Here is a 26,271-nt window from a genome sequence, read left to right on the forward strand (position 1 = left end):
GCCTGGACGGACCACGCCGCTCACCGACATTTTGCCGGATGCCGGCCTGTCAGCAGGGCAGTCTCAGTCCGGCCTCCGCCGCCGCTCCCACCAGACGACGAAGCGGCGCCGGTGACGGCGCACCAATGCGAATTCGTAAGAGAGCACCAGCAATCCGATCGGTACCATCCAGAAACCCAGGATTGGCAGGAAGCCGAGAATGCCGCCGATGATCAGCACAACGCCGATCGCAATCCTGAGGCCGCGCGAGCGCGGCATGGTGAACTGGCGGCCGAAGACCGAGATTTTCCGGGCCGGTGGCTGTTCGTCGCTCATTGCCGTCATGTGAAATGTCGATCCATTTGCATCAGTAGCACCGTCAGCCGGAGAAAGCCGCAACGGCCTTTTCTGTTCCGTGACAGGCGAGAGACAGCTCATATGAGGGCGCTCGCCGGCCATTGCCAGAAAGCCCTGCGCCAAAAAGCACCGAAAAAAATGCAAAATGCTTCTTTGCAAAGCCGAAACGGGTTTGCTATAGGCTGCCCCACTCACGCAAGAGCCTCTGTTCCCCGGTAGCTCAGTGGTAGAGCAACCGGCTGTTAACCGGTTGGTCGCTGGTTCGAATCCGGCCCGGGGAGCCAACATTTACAAAAACTTACCCCATCCTGAAATTCCCCGGAAAACTGCTGATCTACAGCATGTCTACAGAATCGAGTTTCGCTATTGGTTTGATTTGATGTTGCCGCGATCAGCGTGACAGGATGGCTTTGCACGAATTTTAGTATCGCCCAACGCCCGGTCAGGCGGGAACGGGGTTCGATTCCCCTTGGGCGTACCAAGCATTTCAACTACTTAGCGAACAAGCAGATAAAACGGTCAAATAGCGGTCAAATAAGCCTGTTCCAGCGACGGTAGCCATCCTCGCTGAGCGCGGCGTCCGAACGCTTTAGGGATGGATTTCGGAGCTTCGGTCCTGACGTGGACTGATGATGCCGGTTCGCGTGGAGCAAACCCAGTCGGCGAGGTTTCATATCTGCGCTCTTGAGGGGGCTCTCGCTGAAGCGTCATCAAAGTAGGCACGACTTGCACGCTGTATCCCGCCGGCTGATAGCCATTTGCGAGTAGCCGGCTGAAATGCCAGCGGTTGTAGACGAAAATCCAGATGAACCCGGAAAGCCGAATGTCATGAGTGCGGACGCAGCCATTGCTAGGAAGCCGAGTAGATCCCCACGAATCAATGCTGGAAACGGACCAAAGAAAAAGCAGGTCTACGAAAACCCTTCGTAGCCCATCCGCGTGGACATAGTCAGGGGATTTTGCATTCCAGTGGTAATAGCCATGAAGATGAGCCTCGCTGACTGGTCCACCTATGTCTAGACCCTGCGAGGCAAATATCCCTCTAAGAACAATTCTAAACATTGACTGATTGAGTGCTCGGCAGCCCGCTGGGCGGGGGGCGACGGAATTGCGCGACCGGAAAAGCGGCAGTAGGGCATCGCCCGACGCTGTTCGGCCGCTGTTTTCAGCGACAGCGCTAACTGTCCCCCAACTGTTTTCAGTTGGAGCCGTAGTTAGTAACGGCGTGATGCGATCAGGCTGATTGGCGACGGTCGGGAGAGCTGCGTGCGAGATGACCTGTTCACGCTGCGAGCATCTAGACGAGTACGTGCGTTTCAGGACGCGAGGCGAGCTATTTCGCACAATCGGAACGATCCAGCAGGCCGTGGCCGATGGAGACATCGAAGGAGATTGACGCAGGCTCCATGAGGGGCTCGATGGCATTTTAGCGATCTACCGAAGCGGGACCGCTCGATGATCTTCTGCTCTATCGTTTCTGCTGCGCCGACTGCGGGCAAAACTTTGTGCTGGAAGCGGAGACGTATCACGGAATCGGTGGATCATCGAGCAAATCATCGCCCTAGAATCAGCTGGTTGACGTGGCCTCGCAGACCTCGCTTCGGGACATCGGCACCACTCAAACGAATGGCAACTATCTGTCTGAATGCGTTTAGGGTCCATTCGCGGAGACCCACGCATCCCGTCGCGTGGGGACACAGTAACTTCCCCTTTAAAGGCGTCGAGATGACTCGAGCACCGAAAAGCCGGTTCCTTAGACCTAAAGATCGAGCGATCTGTCAGCGGGTTGTCGATCAGATAGCCGCCGACGCCAAATCGTACAGCATCTCGATAGACAGCCAGATTCTGGCCTCGACCACGCTGTCTCTCTTTCAATCCGGGGTCGTCAATGAAGTGAATTTGCTGGCACATGTTCGCGCGCGCCGCCATGACTTCACGAAGCAGGCCGGCACTGCGTCGCAGGTCGCTTCTTGACGCCCCTCGGGGCTGGCCGGCATGCCTCGGCACTCACCACATTAATTCGCCCGGTAGCCATTCCCCGCTGCTTCCTCGCTGTATTCTCAGTGCAGAGGCATGATCGACGACGATTCAGTAAGCCCCTACGCCGAACACTCAAAGGGTTCAAAAGCCTGCCGGGAATTCACGTATGCGGAGTCCCGGCTTCTCCTAAGGGCGAACAGCTCCCAAGCATGGTTCGCGGGATACGGATAGCTGCCCAGAAAATAGCAGTCGACCAAATCATCCAGCCGACGATACGCTCTCTCAAAATATGTGACCGGGAAGTCGCGAGGGAACTCGGGATGGCTCGTCCACGCCCGGACAAACCTTGGCACGTAACCAAAACCCTACTGCCACCCATCGCTCTAATATCTGGCTTCCCTCGTGAACTCGACAGCACTGCTCCATGGCATTGGACAATCGGTCGAACGCCTCAGACATCCCAGATCATTTTGGGTCGAATCGTGATGAGGAACGAACCATCTCCCGCTTCGAACTCATTTCTGAGCACCTGCAAGTCCATCTAGTCGCCGTCCTTGATCGCTTACCATCCTTTGGCGGCGCTGACTTCGCCACTTTTGGTGGTCATAGGTACCCCGCTCACGCGCAAATCGCCGACGGCCGAAGGCCGCACCAGACAGCTTGCAGGCAGCAAATAGCTATGATTACACGCTGGGCGCTTCGCAGCCAAGCGAACAGCTTCACTGATCAGCGGCCAAAAAATAGGTGGTGAAATTAGTTGAGAAAGGATCAACTCGCACCATGACGCCAGAGCAATGCAGAGCCGCCCGAGGGCTGGCCAACATATCGCAAGACGAACTAGCCAAGACCGCAAAGGTGGGGTTGTCGACCGTCCGAAACTTTGAAGCTGGGCGATCGGTCCCCGTCGCCAACAATCTCACGGCCATGGTGCAGGCCATGGAGCGTCTTGGCGTGGTGTTCATTCCGGAGAATGGGGGTGGCGCCGGGGTACGGCTCAGAAAGCCCGCGTCAGCCGCCCCTCACCTGCCCGACGGAGAGGCCGGCATCATCGAAAACAATGACATGTAGGCGCGACTGCGGAGTGCTTAGTTTGATTTGACTCGCGCAATGCACCGGCAGCTAATCTCCCGCCAGGGCAAAGAGGGGCCACGAACAGGGAGAAAACGATGGCCGTGCAAAAGGAAGACTACCGAACGAACAGAGCCGACTTTGCCATTGCTGCTATGCATAGTCGAGCGACCGCTGAGGACGACAGAGCCGAGCTAGTCGTAACAAGAAAGTCCCTTTGGCTCAGAGATCGGCGATCTGCAATATTGGCTGCAAACCCGTCAGAAAGCACCCCTCAACCGAAGACGAAACCGCGCGCTTAGCGGGTCAGGTCGTAGTCTACTTGCTCCTGCTATCGTCAATCGCGCCCTTGCGAGGGCGAAGCTTTTGACGTTGAGTGTGAGTAGGGGGATATCACATTGCGCAAACACCACACCTTGGCGGCGGCGGGGCCGCGATTATCCTTTTGAGCGGCTGCTTTGGTTTCGGGCTTGGAATGCCTGGCTCACCGGCTTGGTTTGCCACCACACCACAGGCGGAGCAGGCAACCTACTTCCGGAACCGATGCGTCACATACGGCTTTGAGCCAGGGACCCAGCTATGGCCCAATGCATCCAAAACGCCGCATCTTTCGGCGCGTGAAGACCTACTTCTTGCGATGGAATTTCCCGGGCCGTCTGGCAAGCTCGCCTCGAAAGGACTTCGCCATGAGATCTCTCACCTGCAGTCTTGCCGCCGATTCCAATGGAACGTGGCGGGTCGTCTTCTTGCCTGAAGAGCTGCATCTCTATGTCGAATTTAGCCCGCCCTAAGCCAATCAAGATCCGGTCGACTGGATTAGTGTGGACGATTTCCTCGCCTGGCGCGCCCAATGGGCGCGCTCACAAAAGTGCGCGAAAGATGCGCGCGACCGGTTGGTTTCGTTAATTTTCCCAGCGATGAGAGATCCATAGCGCAAAAAAGTGCCCGCCGCACCTCTCGGCACGGCGGGCGATCGTATAGCTGGCGCGGTCGGTTACGGCTGTTCAGACGTCAAAGGATCAAGCGGCGTCGGTGCCGGCAATCGCTTCTGTCCTTTGTCCTCGGACAGAGGACGCTAGCCCATTTGACAGGCCGCACTGTCAACGCCGCGCGCCGGTGAAGAAATTGGCCCTTGATTTTTTGCAGCTCTAAGCTTCTGAAAGGTCCTGCACGAGGCGCGTCATGCCCACCGATAGCCAGTACATTCTCGAAAGCATCAAGCAGGGGTGCGTGATGCTTTCCGATGACGAGTTCGTCATAGACAGGTTGGTGAAGTATTTCGGCAATGGCAGGATCCGCTGGCACGTCGAATTCCGTGAGCATCGCATCGAGCTGTCGACCGGCCAGCTCAAGAAGCAGCCTGCGTTCCGCAGGAAGATACTCGAACAGGCTGGCGTGCTGCCGCCCCAGCGTGCCGGGGCCAGTTACAGGCGATGGGCACTCGATCTGAGGAAGAATGCCATTGAGCTTCCCTGGCGAGACAGGCCGGTCGACGCCGATTTCGCCATCGACAGGCTCACCAGCCACGGAGATGGGCGCTGGACGGTTGAATACCAGGGCAAGTCAATCAAGTTCACGTCAATCAAACTGCGCAGGCAAGTCAGTTTCCGCAAACGCATGCTGGCCAAGGCCAAGGTGCTGCCGCCCGAGTTGGCACCGTCCGCTTATCGAAAGTGGATGGACTGGCTCATTCACAACGCCTCCGAGGCTGCGCCGCTGGCCGGCGAGGCCTCGATGCCAGAGAAAAGCTGGCTTGACGATCTGCCAGAGCTAGCCGGCTGGTAAAATGAAGCACCGCCCCAAGCGACCAGCTAGCCAGCCGAACCTCATCTGCGGCCACGTCGAAATCCACTCTGTCGGGTAAAGCGGTTACTTTGGTCATATCACCGAACACAGGTCCCTCGCGTTGACTGGCTTGCCAGTGTAGCACGTATCTTCGGCAAGCTGTTCGGCCGGCATCTCCTGGCGCCGACGGTCTCGCCGTCGAAGACCTGGGAGGGCTGGTCGGCGGGCTGGCGGCGTCGAGCCTGCTCGGCGCGCTGCTGTCGTTCCTGACGCCGTTTTCGCCGCTGCAGGCAGCGGGCGTCGCGTTCATCGCCTGCCTGATGGGCTTCCTCGGTGGGCTGGTCGCCTCCGCCATCAAGCGCTAACAGGGCGTCAAGGACTGGGGCCACCTGATCGAAGGCCATGGCGGCATGATGGACCGTGCCGACAGCCTGGTCTTCGCCGCCCCGGTCTTCTTCCATACGGTCCGCTATTTCTGGACGTGAGGGGCGGCCTCAGCTTGCAACCGCAAGCGGCGCTTTCTTCGTGACGGACGGCCGCCGGCGCAAGCGACGCTTGGCTTCGAGCTTGAGCGCGACCGGCGGCTCGCTGGACAGCGCGCCACGCACTGCATCGACCATGCTATGCGCCACGAAATCGGCATTGATGTCATTGGCCAGCTTGGCGGCTGCGTCCTTTTCGTCGCCGCCGGGTTCGGACCAGAACACGATGCCTACCCGTAGAGCCGGCTTGGCGCGCCTAAGCCGACGAACCAGGAAACGGGCGTGCTTTAGGGAGTCCGGGTTGAGAAATCCGACCACGACGGTGTCGACAGTGTCGAGCTCGAGGAGGCGTATGCTCGCCGGTTCCATATCGGCAAAGCTCGTCTTCGAAACCGTCGCCCCCTGGACCTCGAGCACCTGCGCCAGCATGGCGGCGGCGGCATCGTCGAGTTCGCCGCGCCCGCCGGCGCAAAGCACCGACATGTCGGCACCATCAGGCAGTTCGGGCTCGTTCTCGCCCTCTCCATCTGCCTCTTTTGTTGCCTCCCCGCTTTTTCCCGCATCGGCGCTAGCGTCCCCGGTCGCGGCCGGGTCATCGTCCTCGTCAGCCTCCTCCTTTGCGCTGTCGTCGAGGTTTGCGACCAGCGTCAGCGCGCTGGCCGCCACCTGCTGCCTTTGCTGCTCGCCCATCACGCCGCGGACGCGGTCCTGCTCGCCGAGCAGAAGTGCGGGAATCGCGACCTCGTCGTAGAACTCGACCAGATACTTCTCCTCCAGCATCTCTTCGGCATGGTCCGTCGCTTCCTCGGGATCGCCGGCCAGCAGCCGCTGGTAGAGCCTGGAATGGGGTTCGAGTACCGGCTCGTTGCCGAACAGCACATCGAGAAACTCGAACTGCGGCACGTGTCTGCCGAGCACCACGAGGCAGACCGTGAGCGGCGTCGACAGAACCAGACCCAGCGGACCCCAGAGCCAGGTCCAGAAGATCGCCGCAACGATGATGGCCAATGGCGACAGCCCAGTCCGCGAGCCGTAAAGCCAGGGTTCGACGATGTTGCCGGTAATTATCTCCATCGCCAGGAACAAGGCGGCCGTCCACAGCACGAGCGACCAGCCAGGCGCCACTGCAAGCGCCAGGAACAGAGGCAAGAGGGCGCCGATGACCGGGCCGATATAGGGGACGAAGCGCAGTGCCAGCGCCAGCAGGCCCCACAGCAACGCATTGGGTATGCCCAGAACCCAAAGTCCAACCGCAATCGGTATGGCGTAGACGATATTCACGAAGAGCTGCATGAGTAGGTATCGGCCGACCCGCTTGCCGGCATCCTGAGCGCCTCGGTGGTTCGATGCAGATCGCCGTAGCCGACGAGGCGTATGAAACGATCACGCAGATCCTCCCGCTCCAGGAGCATGAAGATGATGAGATGATCACCAGCCCGGCCGAGCCCAGCGGGCTGATCAACGGGCCAATCAGTTTCTGCAGAACCTGGAGCGGCCTTTCGCGCCCGATGATCTCGACCGGCACCGGCTCGCGCTTCCGGGTTTCGGCGGCAGGCGGCGGTTCCTGCAGGTCGACCTCCTGGCCGACGCGCTCGATCACTCGGCTCATTCTGGCAATGATCCCTCCTCCTACCCCGGTTTCCTTGAGCGAGCGGATCTTGGTCAGGATGTTTGTCTGGTAGGTGGGGATGTTCTGCGCCAGTTCGCTGACCTGCGATGCGGCAACGAAGGAGAACAGAGCGAGCGCCGCGAAGGCGCCGAACACGCTGACCATGACGGCGGGAAGGCGGGGGATGCCGACACGCTTCAACGCCGACACGGCGGGAGCCAGCGCGAAGGTCAAAAGCAGCGCGATGGCGATCGGCAGGAAAACCTCGCGCCCGAAATACAGCGCCGCCACCGTCGTCACGATAGTGGCGACAGTGGGCAATGAGGTGTGCGGATGGACGTTGGCGGCGGACAAAATGCCCGCCAGTCCGGGCTCCGACGGCTGAATGCCCTTTCGACGATTTGCCGCCACCCGATGTCTCCCTGCCAGCCGCCATGATCGGGTATATTTAGCTGGCGTGCAACGTACGCCGGTTCGATTCAATTCGCGACAGGTGGCTGGCAAACCGGTAGAAAGAAAATCACGGGGACACAGCCCCTGGATTGGCCTCGAAGCCTATGTTCCACCCCATTGCGAATATCGAAGACGCGCAGACGCTGGCGCAGGCCATCGTCAATACGATCGTCGAACCCTTCCTCGTGCTCGATGAGAACTTTCGTGTGCTGGCGGCCAATCGTTCCTTCTATCAGACCTTCAGGGTCGATTCCCAGCAGACGCACGGCTCGCTGCTCTACGCGCTGGGCGACGGCCAGTGGGACATTCCAGCGCTTCACCAGCTCCTGGAGACGATCATTCCCGAGAAGACCGCCATGGACGGCTTCGAGGTCGAGCATGATTTCCCCGATATCGGCCGGCGCACGATGCTGCTCAACGCGCGGAAGGTCCTTTACGACCACAATTCAGCCGCGACCATCCTGCTCGCCTTCAATGACATCACGGCGCGCCGCGCCATAGAAAGGGAAAAGGAAGAACTTCTCGGCCGCACCGAAGACCTGCTGCGGCAGAAGGATGTGCTGCTGCGCGAAATGGAGCACCGGGTCGCCAACAGCCTGCAGATCATCGCCAGCATTTTGCTGCTGAAGGCCCGGTCCGTCACCTCAGATGAGACGCGGCAGCACCTGAAGGATGCCCATCAACGCGTGCTGTCGGTGGCCGAAGTGCAGCGCCACCTCCACACCTCGACCGGCATCGAGGAGATCGACGTCGTCTCCTATCTGTCGAAGCTGTGCAGCAGCCTGGCCTCGTCGATGGTCGGTGAAGACCAGCCGATCAAGGTCAACGTCACGGCGCAGGGCGGCAGGATAGACTCGCAGAAGGCGGTGAGCCTCGGCCTGATCGTCACCGAGCTTGTCCTCAACGCGATCAAATATGCCTTCCCTTTGGAGAAGGCCAAGGCGTTGATCCAGGTGACCTACGAGACCGACGGCAGCGACTGGAAGCTGACGGTTTCGGACAATGGAGCCGGCAAAGCCGCCGGCGAGCCGCCAAACGGGGGCCTCGGAACCGCCATTATCGAGGCGCTGGTCAAGCAGCTCGAGGCCAAAGTGGAGATCATCAGCGATGCCGGCGGCACCAGCGTGTCGGTGACCAGGGCGACGTTCACCTCACGCATACCGCGGGCGGCGTAGCCTTTGCACGACATTCGGGCCAGTCCCGCCCCCCGTGGAACCAGTCGCTGCCGCTTCGCTCCGCTGTCGCTTCTCCTAGCCGGCCTCATTCTTAGCTGAACAGCGGATGCCAGTCGCGCCGGCGGCTCAGCGCTCGGACCAGGTGCGACGATAATCGTCTCGAATCGCAAGTGCAATTGTCGTCCTGTACCCGAAGTGACGCTCGGAGTCGTGTTTGGCAACAATAGTCGTCGCACACTTAAGCAAGTCGTGAAAGCTGTTTTGACTCCACCCCGCCGCTAACGGTCATTTCGCCTTCTCCCAAAGTATTGGGCAAGCATGATAAACTAATTGCAAGCGACAGCTTTCCGGAAATGTACAGGCGACCCTTGGCATATAATGTTCGCTTTCCTTGAAGCACGGACGGAACCACATCGCGATTAAATCGTTTTAAATTCATGAGGGACGTCAACCACCCCTTCAAGGAGAAGAGATGATCAAGATCGTATCGGGTTTGCTGGCGGCCACATTGTCAGTGTCTTTCGCCGCCACCGCCGTGCCTGCCGGCGCCGCCGGGATATTCCTGCCCCAAGCGCCATCCGCTTCATCCGATGTGCGGGCGGTCGACTACAAGCCGTGGATGAAGCACCGGAGCGTCAACCGCAATCGCAATTTTTCGCAAAATGATGGCACCACTTGGAATGGCCATCGCGGCTATCGTGACTACCATCGCGGCTATCGCCGCCATGGCGACTACTGGTTTCCCCTGGCGGCCTTCGCCACTGGCGCGCTGATCAGCAGCGCCATCATCAACAACAACCAGAACCGTGTCCACCGAGGCGATTCCCATGTGGAGTGGTGCTACGACCGGTACCGGAGCTATCGCGCTTCGGACAACACGTTCCAGCCCACCTACGGCCCTCGTCAGCAGTGCAATTCGCCCGACTGATAAAGCATCAGCCGGTGCCGTCTCAGCCAAAGCCTGCTACCGCAAGGTGGCGGGTTTTTCTGCAGATTGCGTAGATCGCGCCATTCTGGCGGTGTGGTGGTGCAGGATTTTCGGACCGACACGGAGCGGCGCGCAATGTACTTAAATGCCGGCGCTCTGCCAGCCGAATTATAAATCCATCAAAGCGGAACAAGCACGGCGCGCAATCGTTTTCTTCAAAAGCGATAGTTTTTCTCTATAGAACTCAAGATAAAGGGAGGCCGTGATGAACCGCATTATTTGGATAGTCGGAGCCGTAGTTATCGTACTAGCGGCACTCAGCTTTTTTGGCTTGCGTTAAACCGCTCGTTTTACGACAGGCACAAGAACACAAATCATCACAAGGGCGGCAAGCGGCGAACAGGGCCGGGAGCGCTCATAGGAGGCCCATATGGATATCACCACAATTCTGGTCATTGTTCTCATTGTAATTCTGCTAGGCGGCGGCGGCTTCTATGGCCGTGGGCGCTGGTACTAAACCGCGAAGATCACTGTCGGGACCTCTGTCCCACACCCAGCTTGTCCGCCGCGTCCTCAGCCAAGGCGCGGCTTCCTGGAACAATCTTGTGAGCCATTTGGTTTCGCAACGGGAATCCAGCCAACCCGGTCGCCCGCGACAAAGGCGAAGCCCATCACAGGAAGTTCATAGTGAAGAATTATCTTTTCGCTGCCGCCGCCGGGTTTGTTCTCGTCGCGGATATTGGTGCGGCCATCGCAGAGGATGTCATCGTGGTTGCTCCCGAACAGCAGACCGGCCTACGCGAATACGTGCACAAGCAGCATCTTCCGTCGGTCAGCCTGCTAGGCGTCGAACTCAATGTCGGTTCGGCTCTGCCCGACACCGTCGATGCGATCGACGTGCCCAACGTGAGATACAAGTACCTCGCCGTCGCAGATCACTCGATTCTGGTTGATCCGGATACCCGCAGGATCGTGCAGGTGATCGATTGACCAGCCCTCGAATGGAACAAACGCCTTGCTGATGTGTTGATAGAGACATCGAACACCTTGAGTGTTTGGTCGCTAAAGAGCCCGCTTCCAAAGTCCCCCTCTGGAATGCGGGTTTTTTGCGCCTTCCACCCTACCAAGCGGTGTGCCTTCCGATCCGAACTGGTGCGTTGGGAGATTTTCCGGAAACCTTGGCCAAGGGGCTGAAGCGCTCCGATGGCGCCAAGGGCGGCCGGCCGCCCTTTGATGCGATGATGATGTTCAAGGTCCTGGTTCTGCAGGCGCTCTACAGTGTCTCGGACGACAGGCCGGCGCGGGTGAGCAAGCAGATGTCGGTGCCGTCGATCCGCGCGTGCATCCGGTATCCGTCGTACTTGATTTCGTGAAGCCAATCGGGGCTGTCGGGCGCTTCGCCGACCGGGCGCGTCAGCTGAGGCTCGATCCATTTCGGCGGATGCGTTTTATTCGGCTTTGTGGGATTCACTGTCTTCCGGCCAATTGAGGTAGAGCGTCGTCATGCGGGCCAGACTACCACACCACGACGGTATATCCGCTGCAGCTTCTATCGCGGTTGCAGATTGACTTGCTTCGAAGGCTTGGACGCCCAATACAATTTTGTTCAGCTTCCTTCGGGAAGGGTGCCGTATGCAAAACCAACTGTGAATGCTCTCGGCTACAACAAGCCAAGCGATGGCGAGGATGCGCCCGGTGACAGCGTAGTTTGGGACTAGGTTAAATCAGGTACCACACGGGTATTCGCCGGCAAGATTACATTATGTGACGAATGCGTTGAGGCAATCCGCCTTCGGGCAAATCCCTCCACGCCAATATCTGATCTCGCCGATCAATTTGACCCTGCTCCCATAGGACCCGACAGCGCTGTTGGCGAGGCGGTCTTTCCATGCTGGTGGGCTTAAGGGCGGACGAGGCGGGCAGGATCCTTTGTCTACTACCCGAGGGAAGTGGGATTTGGTGGGGACCTATGCGGGAGCAGTGCTAGCGAACATGGCGGATTGGCTGGTCGTCCGAGTCATGGCGGAGATGCTGGAGACCTTCAAATACATTTTGTCAATTCGGCACCGACCCAGGGGGAAAGAGAAATCATACAGGACGCGAGCAATATCAAGGGCGGACCGCCGGTGGCGCCTTATTACCCCGTCTCTTGCCGTGGCCAGTCAATCTCGGAATCGAAAACCGTTCATTGGGCATTTCAGGGCTTTCAGCTCCCGCTCCAGCCGTCGAAGACAATGATTTGACGTCGCGCTTGAGTGTTGCGGCACCCTTATTATCTTTTGATGCCAGCATTCGTGAAATTGCAGTCGGCGTGTAAGGTTTCCCAGCGCTCGACAGATATCCCGCCCCGGCCAGTGCCGCCTCGCTGTCTTTGTCGGCGCCAACGTTGACGTCCGAAGATAGGCCACTGCCTGCTTTAACCCCTTGCTGTTCATAGTTTTTCGCGACAGTGTTGTATCGTTTGATTCACCATTCTAGCGTTCACGAGCGGAACGCTGTGTGTTCAGCCCCCATGGTTCAGACTCCGTTTTGTGTGTTGCCGCGTACGCCTCGAACGCCTGCCTCCCCTTTGCGGCCCATAGCTTGCGGGACTGTTCACCCTGATCGCTTTTGAGCTTGTCAGCCATCCAGATGAGCGCGCCGTAGATGGTGGCGCGGTCATCGCCGGTCAGTTCCACGATCCCGGCCTTGACGATGAGGCCGCCCAGTTCGATCAAATGCCGCGTGCGCTTGCGGCGCTCGACTTGCCATGTGCGCATGTCATGCTGCGCCCGTGCCGCCTGGTAGCGATTGCGTGCCGCCCGAGTGCGTCGCAGGGCCGCTAGCGTCGCGCTCAGATGCCGTAGCAGATCGCCGCGCTCGCCCTTGGAAAAACGTCGCACCGCGTTTCGCCCATGCCTCCCGCTTTCCGGCTTCTTTGGTCTCCGCCAGCACGATCAGCGCACCCGCCAATTCCTCGGCGCTGAGCGCATCGGCGCCGGTGGCGATGACCAGTTCGCCAAGCTGCTGCACCTTGCGGGTCTTCAGTTCGCGCGCCCTGTCCTCCAGCGCCTTCAGTTCCGCATCAAAGTCCCGTGGTTTGCGCATCGTCGTCTCCGTGAGTTGTCGATAAGATGATGATAGGTGAGCACTTTGCCGAATGCTCCAGGGTTGCCGGGACGGCTCGGGACGGGCTGGTCGCTCCCGAGATTTTTTCGAGGGAGGGCGCGCTTATACGTCGTGCCGACGTGGGCTGTGTCGTGCAAATGATCCGGTCGCGATGGCGATCTATCACCTTCACGTCAAGGTCATTGGCCGCAAGTCCGGCTCCAGCGCGGTGGCATCCGCTGCCTACCGTTCGGCCTCGCGGCTGCGCGACGACCGCATTGACCGTGTCCAGGATTTCTCCGCCAAGCGCGGCGTCGTCCATTCCGAAGTCATGCTGCCGGAGAATGCGCCCGAAACATGGAATGACCGCGAACGGCTGTGGAACGATGTCGAGGCGTTCGAGGTCAGGAAGGATGCGCAGCTTGCCCGCGAGGTCGAATTCGCCCTTCCGCGCGAGATGAGCGAAGCGCAGGGCATCGAGCTGGCCCGCGACTTCGTGCAGTCGGAATTCGTGGAGCGGGGCATGATTGCCGATCTCAATGTGCATTGGGACATGACTGAGGACGGCATGCCCAAACCCCATGCCCATGTCATGCTGACCATGCGCGCGGTAAACGAAAACGGCTTCGGCCAGAAGGTGCGGGACTGGAACCGGACGGGAATGGTCGAGCGCTGGCGCGAACGTTGGGCCGAATTTGCCAATGAGCGCATGGCCGAACTCGACATAGACGCGCGCATCGACCATCGCAGCCTTGAAGCGCAGGGCATCGCGCTTGAGCCGCAAAGCCAGATCGGCGCGCCCGCGCATCGGATCGAGGATCAGGGGACCGAAGCCGACCGCGCCGAGTTGCACCGCGAGATCGCGCGCGGCAATGGCGACCGCATCATCGCTAATCCAGGCCTCGCTCTGGATGCGATCACGCATCAGCAATCGACGTTCACGCGCCGCGACATGGCAAAGTTCGCGCACCGGCACAGCGACGGGACCGATCAGTTCAACGAGGTGATGGACGCGATTCGCGGCGCGCCCGACCTGGTCGCACTCGGTAAGGATGCGCGGAGCGAGGATCGCTTCACCACCCGCCAGATGATCGAGGCCGAACAGCGTCTGCATGATGCTGCCCAACTCATGGCCGAGAGGGAACGCCATGAGGTCAGCGACAGGGACAGAGAGGCGGCGTTGGCCCGAGCAGAAGCGCGCGGACTTGTGCTGTCGGGCGAGCAGGTCGACGCGCTGGCGCACATCACGGACGGGCGCGATCTGGGGATCGTTGTCGGCTTTGCCGGAACCGGCAAGAGCGCGATGCTGGGCGTGGCGCGTGAGGCATGGGAAGCGGCAGGCTATCAGGTAAGGGGCGCAGCACTTTCCGGCATCGCCGCGGAAAATCTCGAAAGCGGATCGGGCATCGCCTCGCGCACCATCGCCAGCATGGAACAGGGTTGGGGACAGGACAGGGATATGCTCACCACCGACGATGTTCTGATCATCGACGAGGCGGCCATGGTCGGCACGCGCCAGTTGGAGCGGGTGCTGTCCCATGCTGCCGAGGCAAGAGCGAAGGTCGTGCTGGTCGGCGATCCGCAGCAGTTGCAAGCAATAGAGGCGGGCGCGGCCTTCCGCTCGATCCACGACCGTCATGGCGGGGCGGAAATCGGCGAGGTGCGCCGCCAGCGCAAAGGCTGGCAGCGGGACGCCACGCGCGATCTGGCGACCGGCAGGACCGGCGCTGCGATCCATGCCTATGATGCGCATGGCATGGTGTATGAGGCCCAGACGCGCGAACAGGCACGTGACGATTTGATCAACCGATGGGACCGCGCCCGGCAGGAAGCGCCCCACGAAAGTCGCATCATCCTCACCCACACCAATGACGAGGTGCGCGCGCTCAACGAAGCCGCACGCGAACGGATGCGGGCGGCGGGCGACCTCGGTGCTGATGTGCGGATCACGGTCCAGCGAGGCGAACGGAGCTTCGCCAGCGGGGACCGCGTCATGTTGCTGCAAAACGAACGCGGCCTTGGCGTGAAGAACGGCACGCTCGGCGTCATCGAAGAAGTCAGCACGCAATCTATGTCGGTGCGCATCGATGACGGCCGCTTCGTGCGCTTCGAACTCAAGGACTACGACCGCATCGACCATGGCTATGCGGCAACCATTCACAAGGCTCAGGGCATGACCGTGGACCGCACTCATGTGCTGGCGACGCCTGGCCTTGACGCCCATGGCAGCTATGTCGCCCTGTCGCGGCACCGTGACGGCATGGACCTGCATTATGGCCGCGACGATTTTGCCACGCAGGACCGGCTTGTCCGCACCCTGTCGCGCGACCGGGCAAAGGACATGGCGTCGGATTACAGGCAGGTCGATCCGGTGCAAGGCTATGCCGAGCGACGAGGCATCACCTTCCACGAGCGTGTCGCCGAGATCGTCAGAAGGGTCGTCCCGGAAAAGCTGCGCGACAGGATCGGCGGTCTATTCGACGGCCTCCGCCTGCCCGCAGACGCTGCGCCTGGTCCGCAGGGTGGGAGGCCAGAACGGGAAAGCGCCGGAAAGGAGGCGCGGCGCGAAGGCGCTACGCCCGTCAGAGCCGCCTCCGAGGATGGGGAAGCGGGGCTGCGCTACGCCCGAACCGACGCCCTCAAACGTCATGCCCGCGCCGTGGACGCCGTATTCAGCATCGAAAACGCTGGCGGCAAGGCCGACCCGGTGCAGATGCGCGAACTGACCGATGCCCGCAAAGGCTTCGAGGAGGTGCGCCCGCATGGCTGGCGAGATGCCGAGGCGGCCTACGTCAAAGACCCCAGCCTTGCCCGCGAGGCTGGCGGTGGCCGGGTCAACCGCGCTATCCGCGCCCTCCAACTTGAAACCGAGATCCGCACCGATCCGGGCCGCCTCGCCGACCGTTTCGTGGAGCGATGGCAAAAGCTCGACCAGACCAGCCAACGGCAGTATCAGGCTGGCGACATGGCCGGCTACAAGGCTACGCGGTCGGCGATGGGCGACATGGCCAAAAGCCTCGAACGCGATCCACAGCTTGAATCCCTCCTCGCCAACCGCAAGGCCGAGCTTGGGATCCAGTTCGAATCGGGCCGCCGTCTCGGCGCGGCACTCGCCTTCACGCGCGGCATCAGCCTCGGCAGGGGGCGAGGCATCGGACTCTAGATCCTGTCCGATTTACCGCCGTTTCCACGCCGCGCTACGACGCGGTGGCAAACCCTCTTGCGCGCCCGTATCGGCGCGCCCTGTCTGGTCTCAGCAGTTGTCAGAAACGGCCAACAAGAGGCAGTGCAGCCATGCCCGAACCAGACCGCATCATCCGCCTAAAAACCGTCCTTGCCCGGACCGGGCTGTCCCGCTCCACGATCTACCGCAAGATCGCCGAAGGCACGTTCCCACGCCAGATTAAGATCAGCGTCCACGGGACCGGGTGGCATGAATCCGACATCAGTTGCTGGATCACCGATCCTGTTTCATGGCGTCCGAAAGGCAAGTCCGATGATTTCGAGTGAGGCCGATACAAACTCCCCAGAAAGTCGGCCTTCATGGAGACGCAGCGATCACGGTGGCAGGGCTGTTGCTTCAGTCCGTGTCCATCAAGTGCTCCGCCGAGGCGAGCAAAAACGGTAAACCAGACACGATAGTCTGTCTCGCGCCCATCACTAAAGGCTCTTAGCGGGCACCGGTCGGCCGTCGCCACGGCCGGGCCGAACAGATCGAGCGCTAACTCGGCCATCACATCCGGCTCGGTCAGGTCCCACCACGTCAAGGCCGAGCCGAGACTTGCTGCATCCTCGACCGCTTCTATGCGATCCGTTCGCGCTGCCGGCACCAACTGCGAAGCCTCGATGCGGATTTCGGTTGCATCGGCGCCGTTGGCGCGAAAATGTCAAAGCCGTTCCGCGCCACGGGCTCAGACCAGGCCCGTCGCCGGGCCTTTCGACACCCGCTCCAAGCAGCCTTCCCGATGCGTGCGGGAGTAAGGGGGCTTGCGGTCGCTGCCGGGCATGAAGACGTCCGGCTCCATGGCCTGACCGATGCGCACCAGATCACAGAGAGCAGCGGTCAAGGAAAGTCGGTGCACTCCTCCCAGCTCTCACCCTGCTGAAAATGGCGGTGGTGTCGGCGTGCGATTGTCACGCCGTTCCGAAAGCACGTAGGGTCGGTGAAGTCGCGCGCGGTACACAAGGCACAGCGTGTCCATTCACCGTCAATCCATTCGACGGCGGCGTCAGGATGATCAAGGATCAATCGCGAAGGCTTCGGCGATCGCTCTTTTTTGCTCGACCGTATAATTGAATTCGGAGTTGTGTTTGAGCGGATCTCTGCTAATCACGCGGCGCCCCTCGAGCCGAGTAGAACGATCTCGGCGCCACCGTTGACAATTCCGGCCAGTCGATCGGCCCAAAGGTGGAGTGCTTCTCGCTTTTCTCTCATGTAGTCGTAGCGCGCATAAACGCGGCTGGTGATGCTGGCCTTCGTTGCGCTTACGTGATTCAAAACGTGGCCAATGACGAATGGCGAGATGCCGAGTTCTTCCATATGCGTTGCCGCCGACCTGCGAAGGTCGTGAGAGGTCCAACGCTCAACGCCCAAAATCGTCGCGGCTTCACGCTTCATCACCTCTTCACGCTTGATAGCCTTGGCGATCGCAGCGCCGGTCACAGGCCCATGGGCACCAGGCCCAGGGAAGACGAACGCCGGCATCGCCCTGCCCTTACGTTCGGCAAGCGCCTTCACGTCGGAAAGTTGGTCACGGACGATTTTGACGGCTGTTGGCGACAGAGGAACCCTATGCTCGCGCTTGTTCTTTGAACGCGTCGGCGGAATGGTCCACAAGGCGGCGTCGAGGTCGAGTTCGTCGACCGTTATTCCGCAGACCTCGCCGACGCGCTGCGCGGTGACCAGACACAGCCGGATGACGCGCCGCGTCGACTCCCGCATATTCGCGTCCACCAAGGCTCCCCACATGGTTCTGATCTCGTCGGCAGATAGCACGCGATCGCGCTCAACAGTCTCGGTGGGCTTGCGCATGCCCTCGACAAGATTCTGATCAAGATCGCCCCGGCCTCTAGCCCATCGGATCATGGCGCGAACGTCTTCGAAGAGCCTGTTCGCCTCGACGTGGGCGCCGCGATCCTTCACGGCGTCGATCGCCTTCGTGATATCGCGACGGTGTAGCTCGGAAAGCTTAACGTCGCCAATGCAGCCCGCCGAACGCTTGTCCAACTTCTTACCGTCGGCGTCAAAGCCGGAAAGATTCTTGCGAAGGCGGCGAGCGATCTCGCCGCCCGAGCGCCTCGTCGAGGCGTGACGCTTGACGTAGTTATCGACCAGGTCGGCAACGGTCTGGGAAGCCGCCAGCAACTTGTTGTCGGCGACCGGATCACCTCCATCCCCGACCTTGGCGCGCGCATCCCGCGCGCGTTTGCGGGCTCCCCTTTCGCCGCCGAGCGGTATTTCCGGATAGGAGCCGAGTCTCAGCCATTGGCGCTTGGCCGGCGGCCCATAGACAAGATACCAGGATTTCGTCCCGCCTGCCGACGCGCGCAAGACCAGCCCTTTTACCAATGTGTCGAAGTGGTCCACCTTTCGGCCTGACGTCGACTTCGCTGAGTGGCAGAATTTGTCCGTAAGCTCGATCTGCGGCATTCACCCCTCGACCAACCGGTTCGCGTGATCTACACAATGATCTACAGAAATCCACGCGCTTTGTCGAGATGCGATGCGACGACGCGAGACACGGAAGAGCAAAAATGCCATGCATTACATGAGCTTCTAGTGTTTCAGACCGTCGCAAGACGATCCAGAGAAAGTCAACAGAAAACCTCTGTTAACCGGTTGGTCGCTGGTTCGAATCCGGCCCGGGGAGCCAGCGCCTTTTCCACGCCGGGGCGCTATATTACGGGCCTGCGTGCTTTTTTCCTACGCCTTGATCGCGTTAGTCCTGCTTCCAGAGTGGCAGAGCGTCGAGGACCGACGAATCCACGCGTAGAATATCGGCCTCGCCCGCACATGCCTATTCCTCGCAAGCCGCAATCTCAAGATCGGCGGCAGCCGTGCGGAAATTACCGACGATCGGCGGCTTCGCCGATCATCGGCTTCGCTCCGCGAAGCTGACCCTGCCAAGACCGCTCTGGTCGTGATCAATGCGCCACACCGTCGGATGCGTGCAGGAGTCTCCAGGTCAAGCCGACGCGGCCGTCGAACTGGGATGCGAAATGTTCGGCGGCGACGCATTCCAGGCCATCATCGACAAGAGCCTCGATGCTTCGTCGCATCAGGGCGTGCTGCATCTCGCGGGCGTGGACCAGGTCTGTCTCTGTCATGATTTCCATGACGTGGTAGGCGACAACGGGCTGGCCGAGGCAAGACATGAGCGTGCTCGCTTCTGACGTCACAGCTGTAACTGCGTCTTCGATCTTCATTCAGGCGCTCCTCATCAAACATGATGCTGGCGCCTCCCCATGAGACGACGGTGTTCCGTCGTTTCTTTTTACAATTTCGACTGTCGCGCACGAGTGAAGGGACAATGCGCAAACAGGAGAACTACCCTTTTTGTTCCAGTCTGCTTGAGCAGCCTCGCTACCCAAATCAGTATGCCGCAAAATTGAATTAAAGGCGACCGGATAGTTAATCGATGGTTAATGGCGGCGCTCGCATCCCAGGCGTTCGCGCATGAAACATTGGGCAGGTCCGCCTTGCGCCATATGTCGGCTATAGAGGCGCAACTCGGTACACGAGGGCGACTATATCTCTACGGAAACAACTTGAAGAAACGCTTCGCTACCCATAGCATGCTACCCCCTGGTGAAAATCTGATCAGGAGGTCAGTGGGATCGGTCGGGTTTTTAAGCCAGTGCAAAGTAGGGAGGATAATTATGGCTTCCGAAGTACAGGCAAACAATGGCGTTAACGTCGAGGCGCTGCTCGGCGCACGCGAAGCGCTTACCAACGCCCCAGAGGCCGCGCAGTTCAAGTGGCGCGCGGCCTGCGAATGGAAGGATGGCACCCACAGCCACTCGACGGTCGAGAGCTTCTACGGTCTCGGCCAGGACCAGCATCGCAAGACCACCTTCGCATTCGATGCCGACCATCCGGAGGTCTTCGCATCCCTGGATCAGGGCGCCACGCCTGTCGAATACGTGCTGGTCGGGCTGGCGAGCTGCCTGACAGCCGGCATCGCCGCTGTTGCCCAGAACCGGAACATTCAGTTGAAGTCGGTGAAGGCGACCATTGAAGGCGACATGGATATCGCGGGCATACTCGGCATCGACAGCGACGTCCGCAACGGCTTCAGTGGTATCACGGTGAAGTACAACATCGACGCCGACGCCAAGCGCGAGGACATCGAGGCTCTCGTCGCTCAGTCGCAGAAGCGGTCGGCTGTCTATGACATTGTTACCAATCCGACGAACGTCACGGTCGTGGTGAATTGAAAGGCGCTTCGAGCCGTAGACTCTCCTGATGAGAGGGCGCGATTAGTTCCGTCACCACAGTGATCGTCGGCGCAGGGCACGCGGGGCTCGCGATGAGCCGCTGCCTCGCGGAGCGCTCTATCGACCATGTGCTGCTGGAGCGCGGCGAGATCGCTCATACGTGGCGCACCGAGCGATGGGATTCGCTGCGGCTGCTCACCCCGAACTGGCAGAGCCGGCTGCCGGGCTTCCGCTACGATGGCGACGACCCCGACGGCTACCGGACGATGCCTGAAGTGATCGACTTCCTCGGGAACTATGCCAGGGCGATCTCGGCTCCAGTCAGAACACATACGACCGTTACCTCGGTTCGCAGCGACGGTGCGGGATATCTCGTGCGCACGGACCGCGGCGAGTGGCGCTGCCGAACTGTCGTGCTGGCGTCGGGCGCGTGCAACATCGCACGCCTGCCCGATTTGGCCGTCCGCGTGCCGCCGTCGGTCGCCATGCTGACTGCACAGTCCTACCGCAATCCGGCTCAGGTCGCCGACGGCGGCGTGATGGTGGTGGGCGCCTCGTCGAGCGGCACCCAGATCGCAAAGGAGCTGCAACGTTCGGGGCGTCAAGTGACCCTGTCGGTGGGCGAGCATATCCGGGCGCCCCGCGTCTATCGCGGCAAGGACCTGGAATGGTGGATGGACGCCGCAGGCGTGCTCGACGAGCGTTACGACGAGGTAGACGACATCAGACGGGCGCGACGGGTTCCTTCGCTTCAGCTTGCCGGCACACCCGACCGCACGACTCTCGACCTCAATGCGTTGGTCGACCTCGGTGTCAGGCTCATCGGCCGCCTCGCCGGTATCACCGAAGACGGCAAGGCCCAGTTTGCGGGGTCGTTGCGCAACATGTGCGCGCTTTCCGATCTCAAGATGGCCCGACTGCTCGACCTCATCGACGAGTGGGCGCGCGCCAACGGCCTTGACGCTACGGTCGGGCCGCCGGATCGCCTGCCGCCGACCCGTGTCGAGGACAACCCGCCGCTCGGCCTCGACCTTACCGGAGGCGCGATCAGGACGATCATCTGGGCCACCGGCTACCGGCCGGACTACTCCTGGCTGGAGTTGCCGGTCCTCGATCGCAAAGGCCACGTCCGTCACGACGGCGGCGTTGCAGAACATCCGGGAATGTACCTGATGGGAATGCAGTTTCTGCGCCGCCGCAAGTCTGCTCTGATCGACGGCGCCGGCGATGACGCGCGTGATCTCAGCGACCATCTGGCATCGTACCTCAGGCAAAATTCAATCACCGTCTAGAGCATGATCCCGAAAAGTGGAATCCGGTTTTCGGAAAAGATCATGCTCAAACAAAGACATAGAGCCCCATCCCGATTCAATCGGGATGGAACAGGCTCTAAGGCCAAGGGAACAGGTCGGCTACCGCTACAACGCCGAATTCCGTGACCCTGCAATCATATTCCCAAGTGCAACTTCGGCTTCCAGAAGGGGCGGAACAACTCAATCTTGGGACAGCGGTTCATCACAACTTTCAAGCCCGCTTCCTCCGCCAACAGGGCGGCGGTGTCATCGCGGACCCCAATCTGACTCCACAGAACCCTGGCACCAATTGCGATGGCTTCCTGTGCAACTTCCAACAGGTCTTCGGAGCGGCGAAAAACCTCAACCATATCCACAGGCCGGTCGATGGCCGCCAGTGACGGGTACACCTTGAGCCCTCGAATTTCATCCAGACCGGGAGTGGGATTGACCGGGATCATGTCATAGCCGGTTTCGTGCAGAACCCTGAGAACACCATAGGAAAACTTGGTCTTGTCGGGGCTGGCCCCCACCATCGCGATGGTTTTGACCGACTTGAGAATGTCTTGCAGATAAGCCTCCGAATAGGGCTCATCGTGATTCATATGGGTCATTTCTTTGCTTCCAACGGGGTCGCAATATCGGCTTTCAATTCATGTGCGGCCAAGGGATCCAAGAAGGGGTTGCGATAGAGCTTGTCGTGGCTTTCAACGCCGACCTCCAGCGTGCAGTCGCTCATAGGGCGGGCAACGCAGAGGATTATATAGCCATTGTTGATCTGGCGGTTGTTCAGCGCCCGCTGGGCCTTTTGACTGACTTTGCCGCTGATTATCTTGGCCGCGCAGGTTATGCAGCCGCCATACTTGCACCCGTAGGGCAGGTCCACGCCCTGCTCGCGCAAGCTTTGCAAGAGGGGCTTGCGGTGATCGACGTCAAAGGCCGCACCGCCTTGGTTAGCGAGGGTGATGGTGAAGCTGGTCATACCCAGATGTCACTCGTGCAATCACCGCCGGGATAACGGGTTTCGTGGCAGCGGCTTGGTCCATTAGGTTCCTTGCCAAAATCGACGACAAATCGCGGATCAATTTCCATGCCGCCGTTTTCCGTATCGCAATTGACCATCAGCATGCATCCGCCATTGGTGCGGATTTCCGGATAGAACTGATTGTCCCAGGTCGAGAAGAGCGAGGTCGTCACATAAAGGCGCTTGCCGTCGAGGCTGAGCTGTATCATCTGAGGCCCGCCAGTCACTTTCACGCCATTGACCTCAGGCGCACGGCCGAGAAGTCCGCCCATCCACACTTGTCCGGTGAGCTTGGCGTTGTGCGGGTCCGAGATGTCATATTGGCGGATGTCGCCATGCAACCAGTTGCAGAGATAGAGGTATCTATCGTCCATACTGAGCAGAATGACCGAGATCACGCCCGGTATCGGGATCGGCCATTCGGGATGCGGCTCATTGCCAACATCGACAATTTTTTCCCATTGCCAGTCACCCGCCGCATCCTTCCACCAATGGATGATGTTTGCAGAAAGGGCCGCGCCAACAAAGCCGTGACTGCTGTCTGGATTGTGATGGAATCGCACTTCGAGTGGGAGCAAGCCATCCTCACCGAGATAGAATGTTTGCTTTGGCTTCTTCTTCTCAAAATCCCAGAAATGGATCTCTCGGCCATATTTCAGATGGCCAACCTCCTCCAGGTCAAAACCAGGCATGAAGGTATTGGGCGCCGCCCACTCCGAGCTGACCATCACGTTATGTCGCGGCTGGTACCAGAAATCATAACCAAACTTGATGCTGCCCATGGAGTTTTCCCAACGGCCGACAATCTCGAACTCCTTGTTGAGTTGCAAATAGCCGCCTGGGGCATTGCCTTGAGCGTCGCCAAGCATGGAAACGACGATGTCCGAGCCGAGGCAATGCACTGTGTGCGGCGCCGACAAGTTGGTCCTGGTTTTGATTTCAGCGCCGTCTATGACCTTGAACAGTGTCGGATTGCGGGGATCGGTTGCGCAATCGACAATATGCAGATTGGTCGAGCGCACACCCGGCACAATCAGATACTTGCGCTCCATGCTCGCATCGCCATGGCAAGACGAACAGGCATTCCAGCCCATGTGATGAAGCTCATCGCCAATACCCGGCATTTGCAAACGTGAAATCACTTGGCTGTAGGTCGAACTCTCCGGGTCGACATCAATGGTACACAAATAGTCCGGCTTCTGAATGCCCGTGCCAGTGTAGATGGCAATCGTATAGAGCAGCTTTTCGCGAGGTGCCCTCATCGCCTCTGCTGGAGAAGCATAGCCCGGTCCACAGCAATGATTGGTCATGGGTACTTCCCCAATTTGAACAGATCACTGGCCAGCCCCAACGGGGTCAAGCTGGAATGTTAGTGCATGCTTGGCATTAGCGCTATGGCCGGGGTGGCTGGTCAAGCGCGCGCACTGTGACGTACAACTGGGCGACAGAGCGTCCACGGGACCGTCCAACGCGAGCTGCTTATCCCGACGGAACATTGGTGGGCGATAGAAGGCACGAGAGCGGCCGTAACCCGCGCCCAATCGACGCCCTCCGCGAACGCCAGTGCGCGATGGCGGCCAGCTGGTCTGAGCGTTATCTCTTCACGCACTGCCCGGAGCCGCCGGGATCGCAGACTTCTCCTACACCGCAATCGAAATCGCGTGTGCAGGCGGGCGGCGACAAGGGCGGGGCGAGGACGATATAAGGCGTATGGACCTTGTCGCCGGGCGGCACGAAAGCCGGCGCTCGCTCGCCTGCGTCACCGAGCGTGCGGATATAGAGATAGAGCGACTTCTTGTCCTCATCGCTCATCGCCCGTACATTATACCCTGGCATCGGTGGATAGGTCCCAAGGCCTCGAAGATATGAAACGAAGCCGTCGGCTGTGAGGTCGACCGCCGTCAGCCGTAGGTTTGCCGCATAGCTGGTACCCCACGGTCCCTGAAAGCCGAGTGCATTTCCCTTGAGAGCCTTGGCCGGATCGATCTTGCCGCCACTTTCGCTATATCCTTCGGTGTGGCAATCGTGGCAGCCGCCGATGATGGAGATGTAGAGTCCTCGCTCGACCGAAGGTTCCCCTGCCGCCGGCGCGGCATTGAGAGCAAGCGCGGCAATGCACATCAACCAATATGCACGCATCGCATTCCCCTTCCTTGGTGCCGAACGGCGTCTGCAAGGGACCTATGCCCAGCTTTGTCGCGCTTTGTCATGTCGGCCGAGCTTCCCCGCCTGTCGCGCAACTCGGAGATCAGGGAATGGTTGCAGTAGGGATCAGGAATGTTTGGGAACTGGGCTCGGGTACTGGCACATTCGGCCCTAATCAGACGAGCGTAGCACCAATCCCTCTTCCTTGGCAGCCGCCAAGAATGACTTGCGGCACTCCCCGGCGCGTCGCCAAATCCTGGGCCAGGATCAAGACCTGCCTGTCGGACCAGCTCGAGCCTGAGGATGGTAAGCTGTGGGTCTACGATATCGATGGAATCGCAACCCCTGCCTTTAGCGACTTCGGCATCGAGGCCCTTCGCGAAATTATTCGAGACCAGGCGACAGCTAGTTGTCCCTTCAAATCCGGCACGCCGCGGTCCCTACCGGATGCTTACGGTCTTGACGTTGACCGGAGGGGAGAACCAATGGGTCGCCATGACACCTACTACTCAGGAGAGAGATACATTTTGGCCTCCTTAGCGGCAGCCTCAAAGGCCTTTCGTATCAGATGAGGGTCAATCGGATCGCCCTCCAAAGCTGACAGGCAGAGGGTCACCGCCTTGTGCCAGCGAGGTCCTCTCCGGGTCCACGTCTTTAGCTGCTCAAGGGCTGCCCTCGCATTGTTGCAGCTATGCCTATCACCGGACGCAGTCCTTACGAACACAGGAGGAACGAACCAATGGGTTGCCATCAGGGGAATCTAGAGCGGGACGAGCCTGCCGACCAACCCAGTTGTAGTCCGCAATAATGGAACAACGCAGGCGCTCTGTAGTTTAGAAATCGCAGCGGTCGATTCTTCGTGGATGCAGCCGCCTGCCGTCGCCACGAGCGGCGGGCCTCCACCTTATGGAGGGACTAACGTCCCCTGCTCCTTAGCGGCAGCCAGGAATGCCTTGCGGGCCTCCTCGGGTTCCATCTGGTCGGAAATCACGGCGATGCAAACGCGCACCGCGAGGTCCCACTGAAGGCCATGGTTGGTCCACTTCAGGAGTTCCTCGGCGGCTGCTTCAGCGTTGCTAACCTTCCGCGTCGAACCGCTACCCTCGGTCCTGACAGGGACCGGCGGGGAGAACCAATGGAGCGCCATGCAGTCACTCTTTGTCGGCCCGATCAAGTTCCTGCAGCAAATGCTTTTGCTCGGCCGGCAGCTCCCGTTCTACAGGCAGATTTAGCAGGTTGCGAAGGTAATTGCGGATTACCTCTGAAGTGATCCACCGCCGCACAACTTCGGCAATAACCTTCCGTTTGGCTGCGTCAATTTCGACCACGTTCGGGCCTACATGCTTGATAGGACCGAACCCCACCGCGAGCGGATTTGTTCCTTAGAAGGGGCCGGGAATGTTCGGTAGAAAAATCCGAGCCGGTGATCGGATAACTGGCTCGCGCGAAGACCCCCCGTACCCCCTCCGT

General features: G+C 60.0%; 23 protein-coding genes, 1 tRNA gene and 3 pseudogenes. 13 read left to right on the forward strand and 14 right to left on the reverse strand.

Annotated features, from left to right (window positions below):
• Positions 1-63: 63 nt before the first annotated feature.
• Complete coding sequence (locus tag AC0L2Y_RS12755) at positions 64-324, reverse strand: hypothetical protein (protein ID WP_023676401.1); 261 nt, start codon at positions 322-324, stop codon at positions 64-66.
• A gap of 221 nt (positions 325-545) precedes the next feature.
• Here AC0L2Y_RS12755 and AC0L2Y_RS12760 point away from each other — a divergent pair.
• From AC0L2Y_RS12760 to AC0L2Y_RS12780, 5 genes and pseudogenes are all read left to right on the forward strand, one after another.
• Positions 546-620: transfer RNA gene (locus AC0L2Y_RS12760), tRNA-Asn, on the forward strand.
• 1,441 nt (positions 621-2,061) lie between these two features.
• Positions 2,062-2,310 (forward strand): hypothetical protein, encoded by a 249-nt coding sequence (locus tag AC0L2Y_RS12765; protein ID WP_473556520.1) that lies wholly within the window; start codon positions 2,062-2,064, stop codon positions 2,308-2,310.
• A gap of 786 nt (positions 2,311-3,096) precedes the next feature.
• Positions 3,097-3,384, forward strand: a complete 288-nt coding sequence (locus AC0L2Y_RS12770; protein WP_473556523.1) for a helix-turn-helix domain-containing protein — start codon at positions 3,097-3,099, stop codon at positions 3,382-3,384.
• Positions 3,385-4,566: 1,182 nt separating this feature from the next.
• Positions 4,567-5,169 carry a hypothetical protein gene (locus AC0L2Y_RS12775; protein WP_473556524.1) on the forward strand — a complete coding sequence of 201 codons (603 nt, stop codon included), beginning with the start codon at positions 4,567-4,569 and terminating at the stop codon, positions 5,167-5,169.
• A 147-nt stretch (positions 5,170-5,316) separates the two neighbouring features.
• Positions 5,317-5,654 (forward strand): annotated as a pseudogene (locus tag AC0L2Y_RS12780) (phosphatidate cytidylyltransferase); the annotation flags it as partial.
• 9 nt (positions 5,655-5,663) lie between these two features.
• Here the strand turns inward: AC0L2Y_RS12780 and AC0L2Y_RS12785 are convergent.
• Positions 5,664-7,671: pseudogene (locus AC0L2Y_RS12785) on the reverse strand (AI-2E family transporter).
• Between the two features lie 146 nt (positions 7,672-7,817).
• Between AC0L2Y_RS12785 and AC0L2Y_RS12790 the strand changes: the two are divergent.
• The 4 genes and pseudogenes from AC0L2Y_RS12790 to AC0L2Y_RS12805 form a co-directional block, all read left to right on the forward strand.
• Positions 7,818-8,888, forward strand: a complete 1,071-nt coding sequence (locus tag AC0L2Y_RS12790; RefSeq protein ID WP_473556526.1) for a sensor histidine kinase — start codon at positions 7,818-7,820, stop codon at positions 8,886-8,888.
• Between the two features lie 472 nt (positions 8,889-9,360).
• Positions 9,361-9,816, forward strand: a complete 456-nt coding sequence (locus AC0L2Y_RS12795; protein WP_473556528.1) for a BA14K family protein — start codon at positions 9,361-9,363, stop codon at positions 9,814-9,816.
• A gap of 687 nt (positions 9,817-10,503) precedes the next feature.
• Complete coding sequence (locus AC0L2Y_RS12800) at positions 10,504-10,806, forward strand: DUF1236 domain-containing protein (RefSeq protein WP_473556530.1); 303 nt, start codon at positions 10,504-10,506, stop codon at positions 10,804-10,806.
• 215 nt (positions 10,807-11,021) lie between these two features.
• Positions 11,022-11,108 (forward strand): annotated as a pseudogene (locus AC0L2Y_RS12805) (transposase); the annotation flags it as partial.
• Between the two features lie 1,182 nt (positions 11,109-12,290).
• On the opposite strand, the gene AC0L2Y_RS12810 reads toward AC0L2Y_RS12805, so the two are convergent.
• Both AC0L2Y_RS12810 and AC0L2Y_RS12815 read right to left on the reverse strand, forming a co-directional pair.
• Positions 12,291-12,575, reverse strand: a complete 285-nt coding sequence (locus tag AC0L2Y_RS12810) for a conjugal transfer protein TraD (protein WP_473556532.1) — start codon at positions 12,573-12,575, stop codon at positions 12,291-12,293.
• Between the two features lies 1 nt (position 12,576).
• Positions 12,577-12,903 carry a conjugal transfer protein TraD gene (locus AC0L2Y_RS12815; protein WP_473556535.1) on the reverse strand — a complete coding sequence of 109 codons (327 nt, stop codon included), beginning with the start codon at positions 12,901-12,903 and terminating at the stop codon, positions 12,577-12,579.
• 172 nt (positions 12,904-13,075) lie between these two features.
• On the opposite strand from AC0L2Y_RS12815, the gene traA reads away from it, so the two are divergent.
• The gene (traA, locus tag AC0L2Y_RS12820) at positions 13,076-16,066 is read left to right on the forward strand and encodes a Ti-type conjugative transfer relaxase TraA (RefSeq protein WP_473556537.1); all 2,991 of its coding nucleotides are present in this window, start codon (positions 13,076-13,078) and stop codon (positions 16,064-16,066) included.
• A gap of 131 nt (positions 16,067-16,197) precedes the next feature.
• A complete protein-coding gene (locus AC0L2Y_RS12825) occupies positions 16,198-16,413 on the forward strand; it encodes a helix-turn-helix transcriptional regulator (protein ID WP_473556540.1) in 216 nt (71 codons plus the stop codon).
• A 401-nt stretch (positions 16,414-16,814) separates the two neighbouring features.
• Here AC0L2Y_RS12825 and AC0L2Y_RS12830 read toward each other — a convergent pair whose 3' ends face one another.
• The 3 genes from AC0L2Y_RS12830 to AC0L2Y_RS12840 all read right to left on the reverse strand — a co-directional run bounded on the left by AC0L2Y_RS12830 (position 16,815) and on the right by AC0L2Y_RS12840 (position 19,329).
• Positions 16,815-16,970, reverse strand: a complete 156-nt coding sequence (locus AC0L2Y_RS12830; RefSeq protein WP_473556542.1) for a hypothetical protein — start codon at positions 16,968-16,970, stop codon at positions 16,815-16,817.
• Between the two features lie 263 nt (positions 16,971-17,233).
• Complete coding sequence (locus tag AC0L2Y_RS12835) at positions 17,234-18,553, reverse strand: tyrosine-type recombinase/integrase (protein ID WP_473556544.1); 1,320 nt, start codon at positions 18,551-18,553, stop codon at positions 17,234-17,236.
• A gap of 494 nt (positions 18,554-19,047) precedes the next feature.
• Positions 19,048-19,329 (reverse strand): hypothetical protein, encoded by a 282-nt coding sequence (locus AC0L2Y_RS12840; RefSeq protein WP_473556546.1) that lies wholly within the window; start codon positions 19,327-19,329, stop codon positions 19,048-19,050.
• A 342-nt stretch (positions 19,330-19,671) separates the two neighbouring features.
• On the opposite strand from AC0L2Y_RS12840, the gene AC0L2Y_RS12845 reads away from it, so the two are divergent.
• A complete protein-coding gene (locus tag AC0L2Y_RS12845) occupies positions 19,672-20,340 on the forward strand; it encodes an OsmC family protein (protein ID WP_473556548.1) in 669 nt (222 codons plus the stop codon).
• 59 nt (positions 20,341-20,399) lie between these two features.
• Entirely contained in the window at positions 20,400-21,632 is a 1,233-nt protein-coding gene (locus tag AC0L2Y_RS12850; protein ID WP_352490611.1) for an NAD(P)-binding domain-containing protein, read from the forward strand.
• A 155-nt stretch (positions 21,633-21,787) separates the two neighbouring features.
• Here the strand turns inward: AC0L2Y_RS12850 and AC0L2Y_RS12855 are convergent, their stop codons facing one another.
• The 7 genes from AC0L2Y_RS12855 to AC0L2Y_RS12885 form a co-directional block, all read right to left on the reverse strand.
• Positions 21,788-22,237 carry a CoA-binding protein gene (locus tag AC0L2Y_RS12855; protein WP_352490755.1) on the reverse strand — a complete coding sequence of 150 codons (450 nt, stop codon included), beginning with the start codon at positions 22,235-22,237 and terminating at the stop codon, positions 21,788-21,790.
• A 5-nt stretch (positions 22,238-22,242) separates the two neighbouring features.
• Positions 22,243-22,614 carry a 2Fe-2S iron-sulfur cluster-binding protein gene (locus AC0L2Y_RS12860; RefSeq protein WP_292406710.1) on the reverse strand — a complete coding sequence of 124 codons (372 nt, stop codon included), beginning with the start codon at positions 22,612-22,614 and terminating at the stop codon, positions 22,243-22,245.
• A complete protein-coding gene (locus AC0L2Y_RS12865; RefSeq protein WP_473556551.1) occupies positions 22,611-23,966 on the reverse strand; it encodes a selenium-binding family protein in 1,356 nt (451 codons plus the stop codon). Before AC0L2Y_RS12865 ends, AC0L2Y_RS12860 begins: the two co-directional genes overlap by 4 nt.
• Before the next feature lie 283 nt (positions 23,967-24,249).
• Entirely contained in the window at positions 24,250-24,795 is a 546-nt protein-coding gene (locus tag AC0L2Y_RS12870; RefSeq protein ID WP_473556554.1) for a hypothetical protein, read from the reverse strand.
• Positions 24,796-25,306: 511 nt separating this feature from the next.
• The gene (locus AC0L2Y_RS12875; protein WP_473556555.1) at positions 25,307-25,552 is read right to left on the reverse strand and encodes a DUF982 domain-containing protein; all 246 of its coding nucleotides are present in this window, start codon (positions 25,550-25,552) and stop codon (positions 25,307-25,309) included.
• 153 nt (positions 25,553-25,705) lie between these two features.
• On the reverse strand, positions 25,706-25,948 hold the full coding sequence (locus tag AC0L2Y_RS12880; RefSeq protein WP_352468750.1) for a DUF982 domain-containing protein: 243 nt from the start codon (positions 25,946-25,948) through the stop codon (positions 25,706-25,708).
• Positions 25,949-25,952: 4 nt separating this feature from the next.
• Complete coding sequence (locus AC0L2Y_RS12885; protein ID WP_352490623.1) at positions 25,953-26,129, reverse strand: hypothetical protein; 177 nt, start codon at positions 26,127-26,129, stop codon at positions 25,953-25,955.
• Between the last annotated feature and the right edge of the window lie 142 nt (positions 26,130-26,271).

The organism is Mesorhizobium sp. WSM4830, assembly GCF_055811495.1.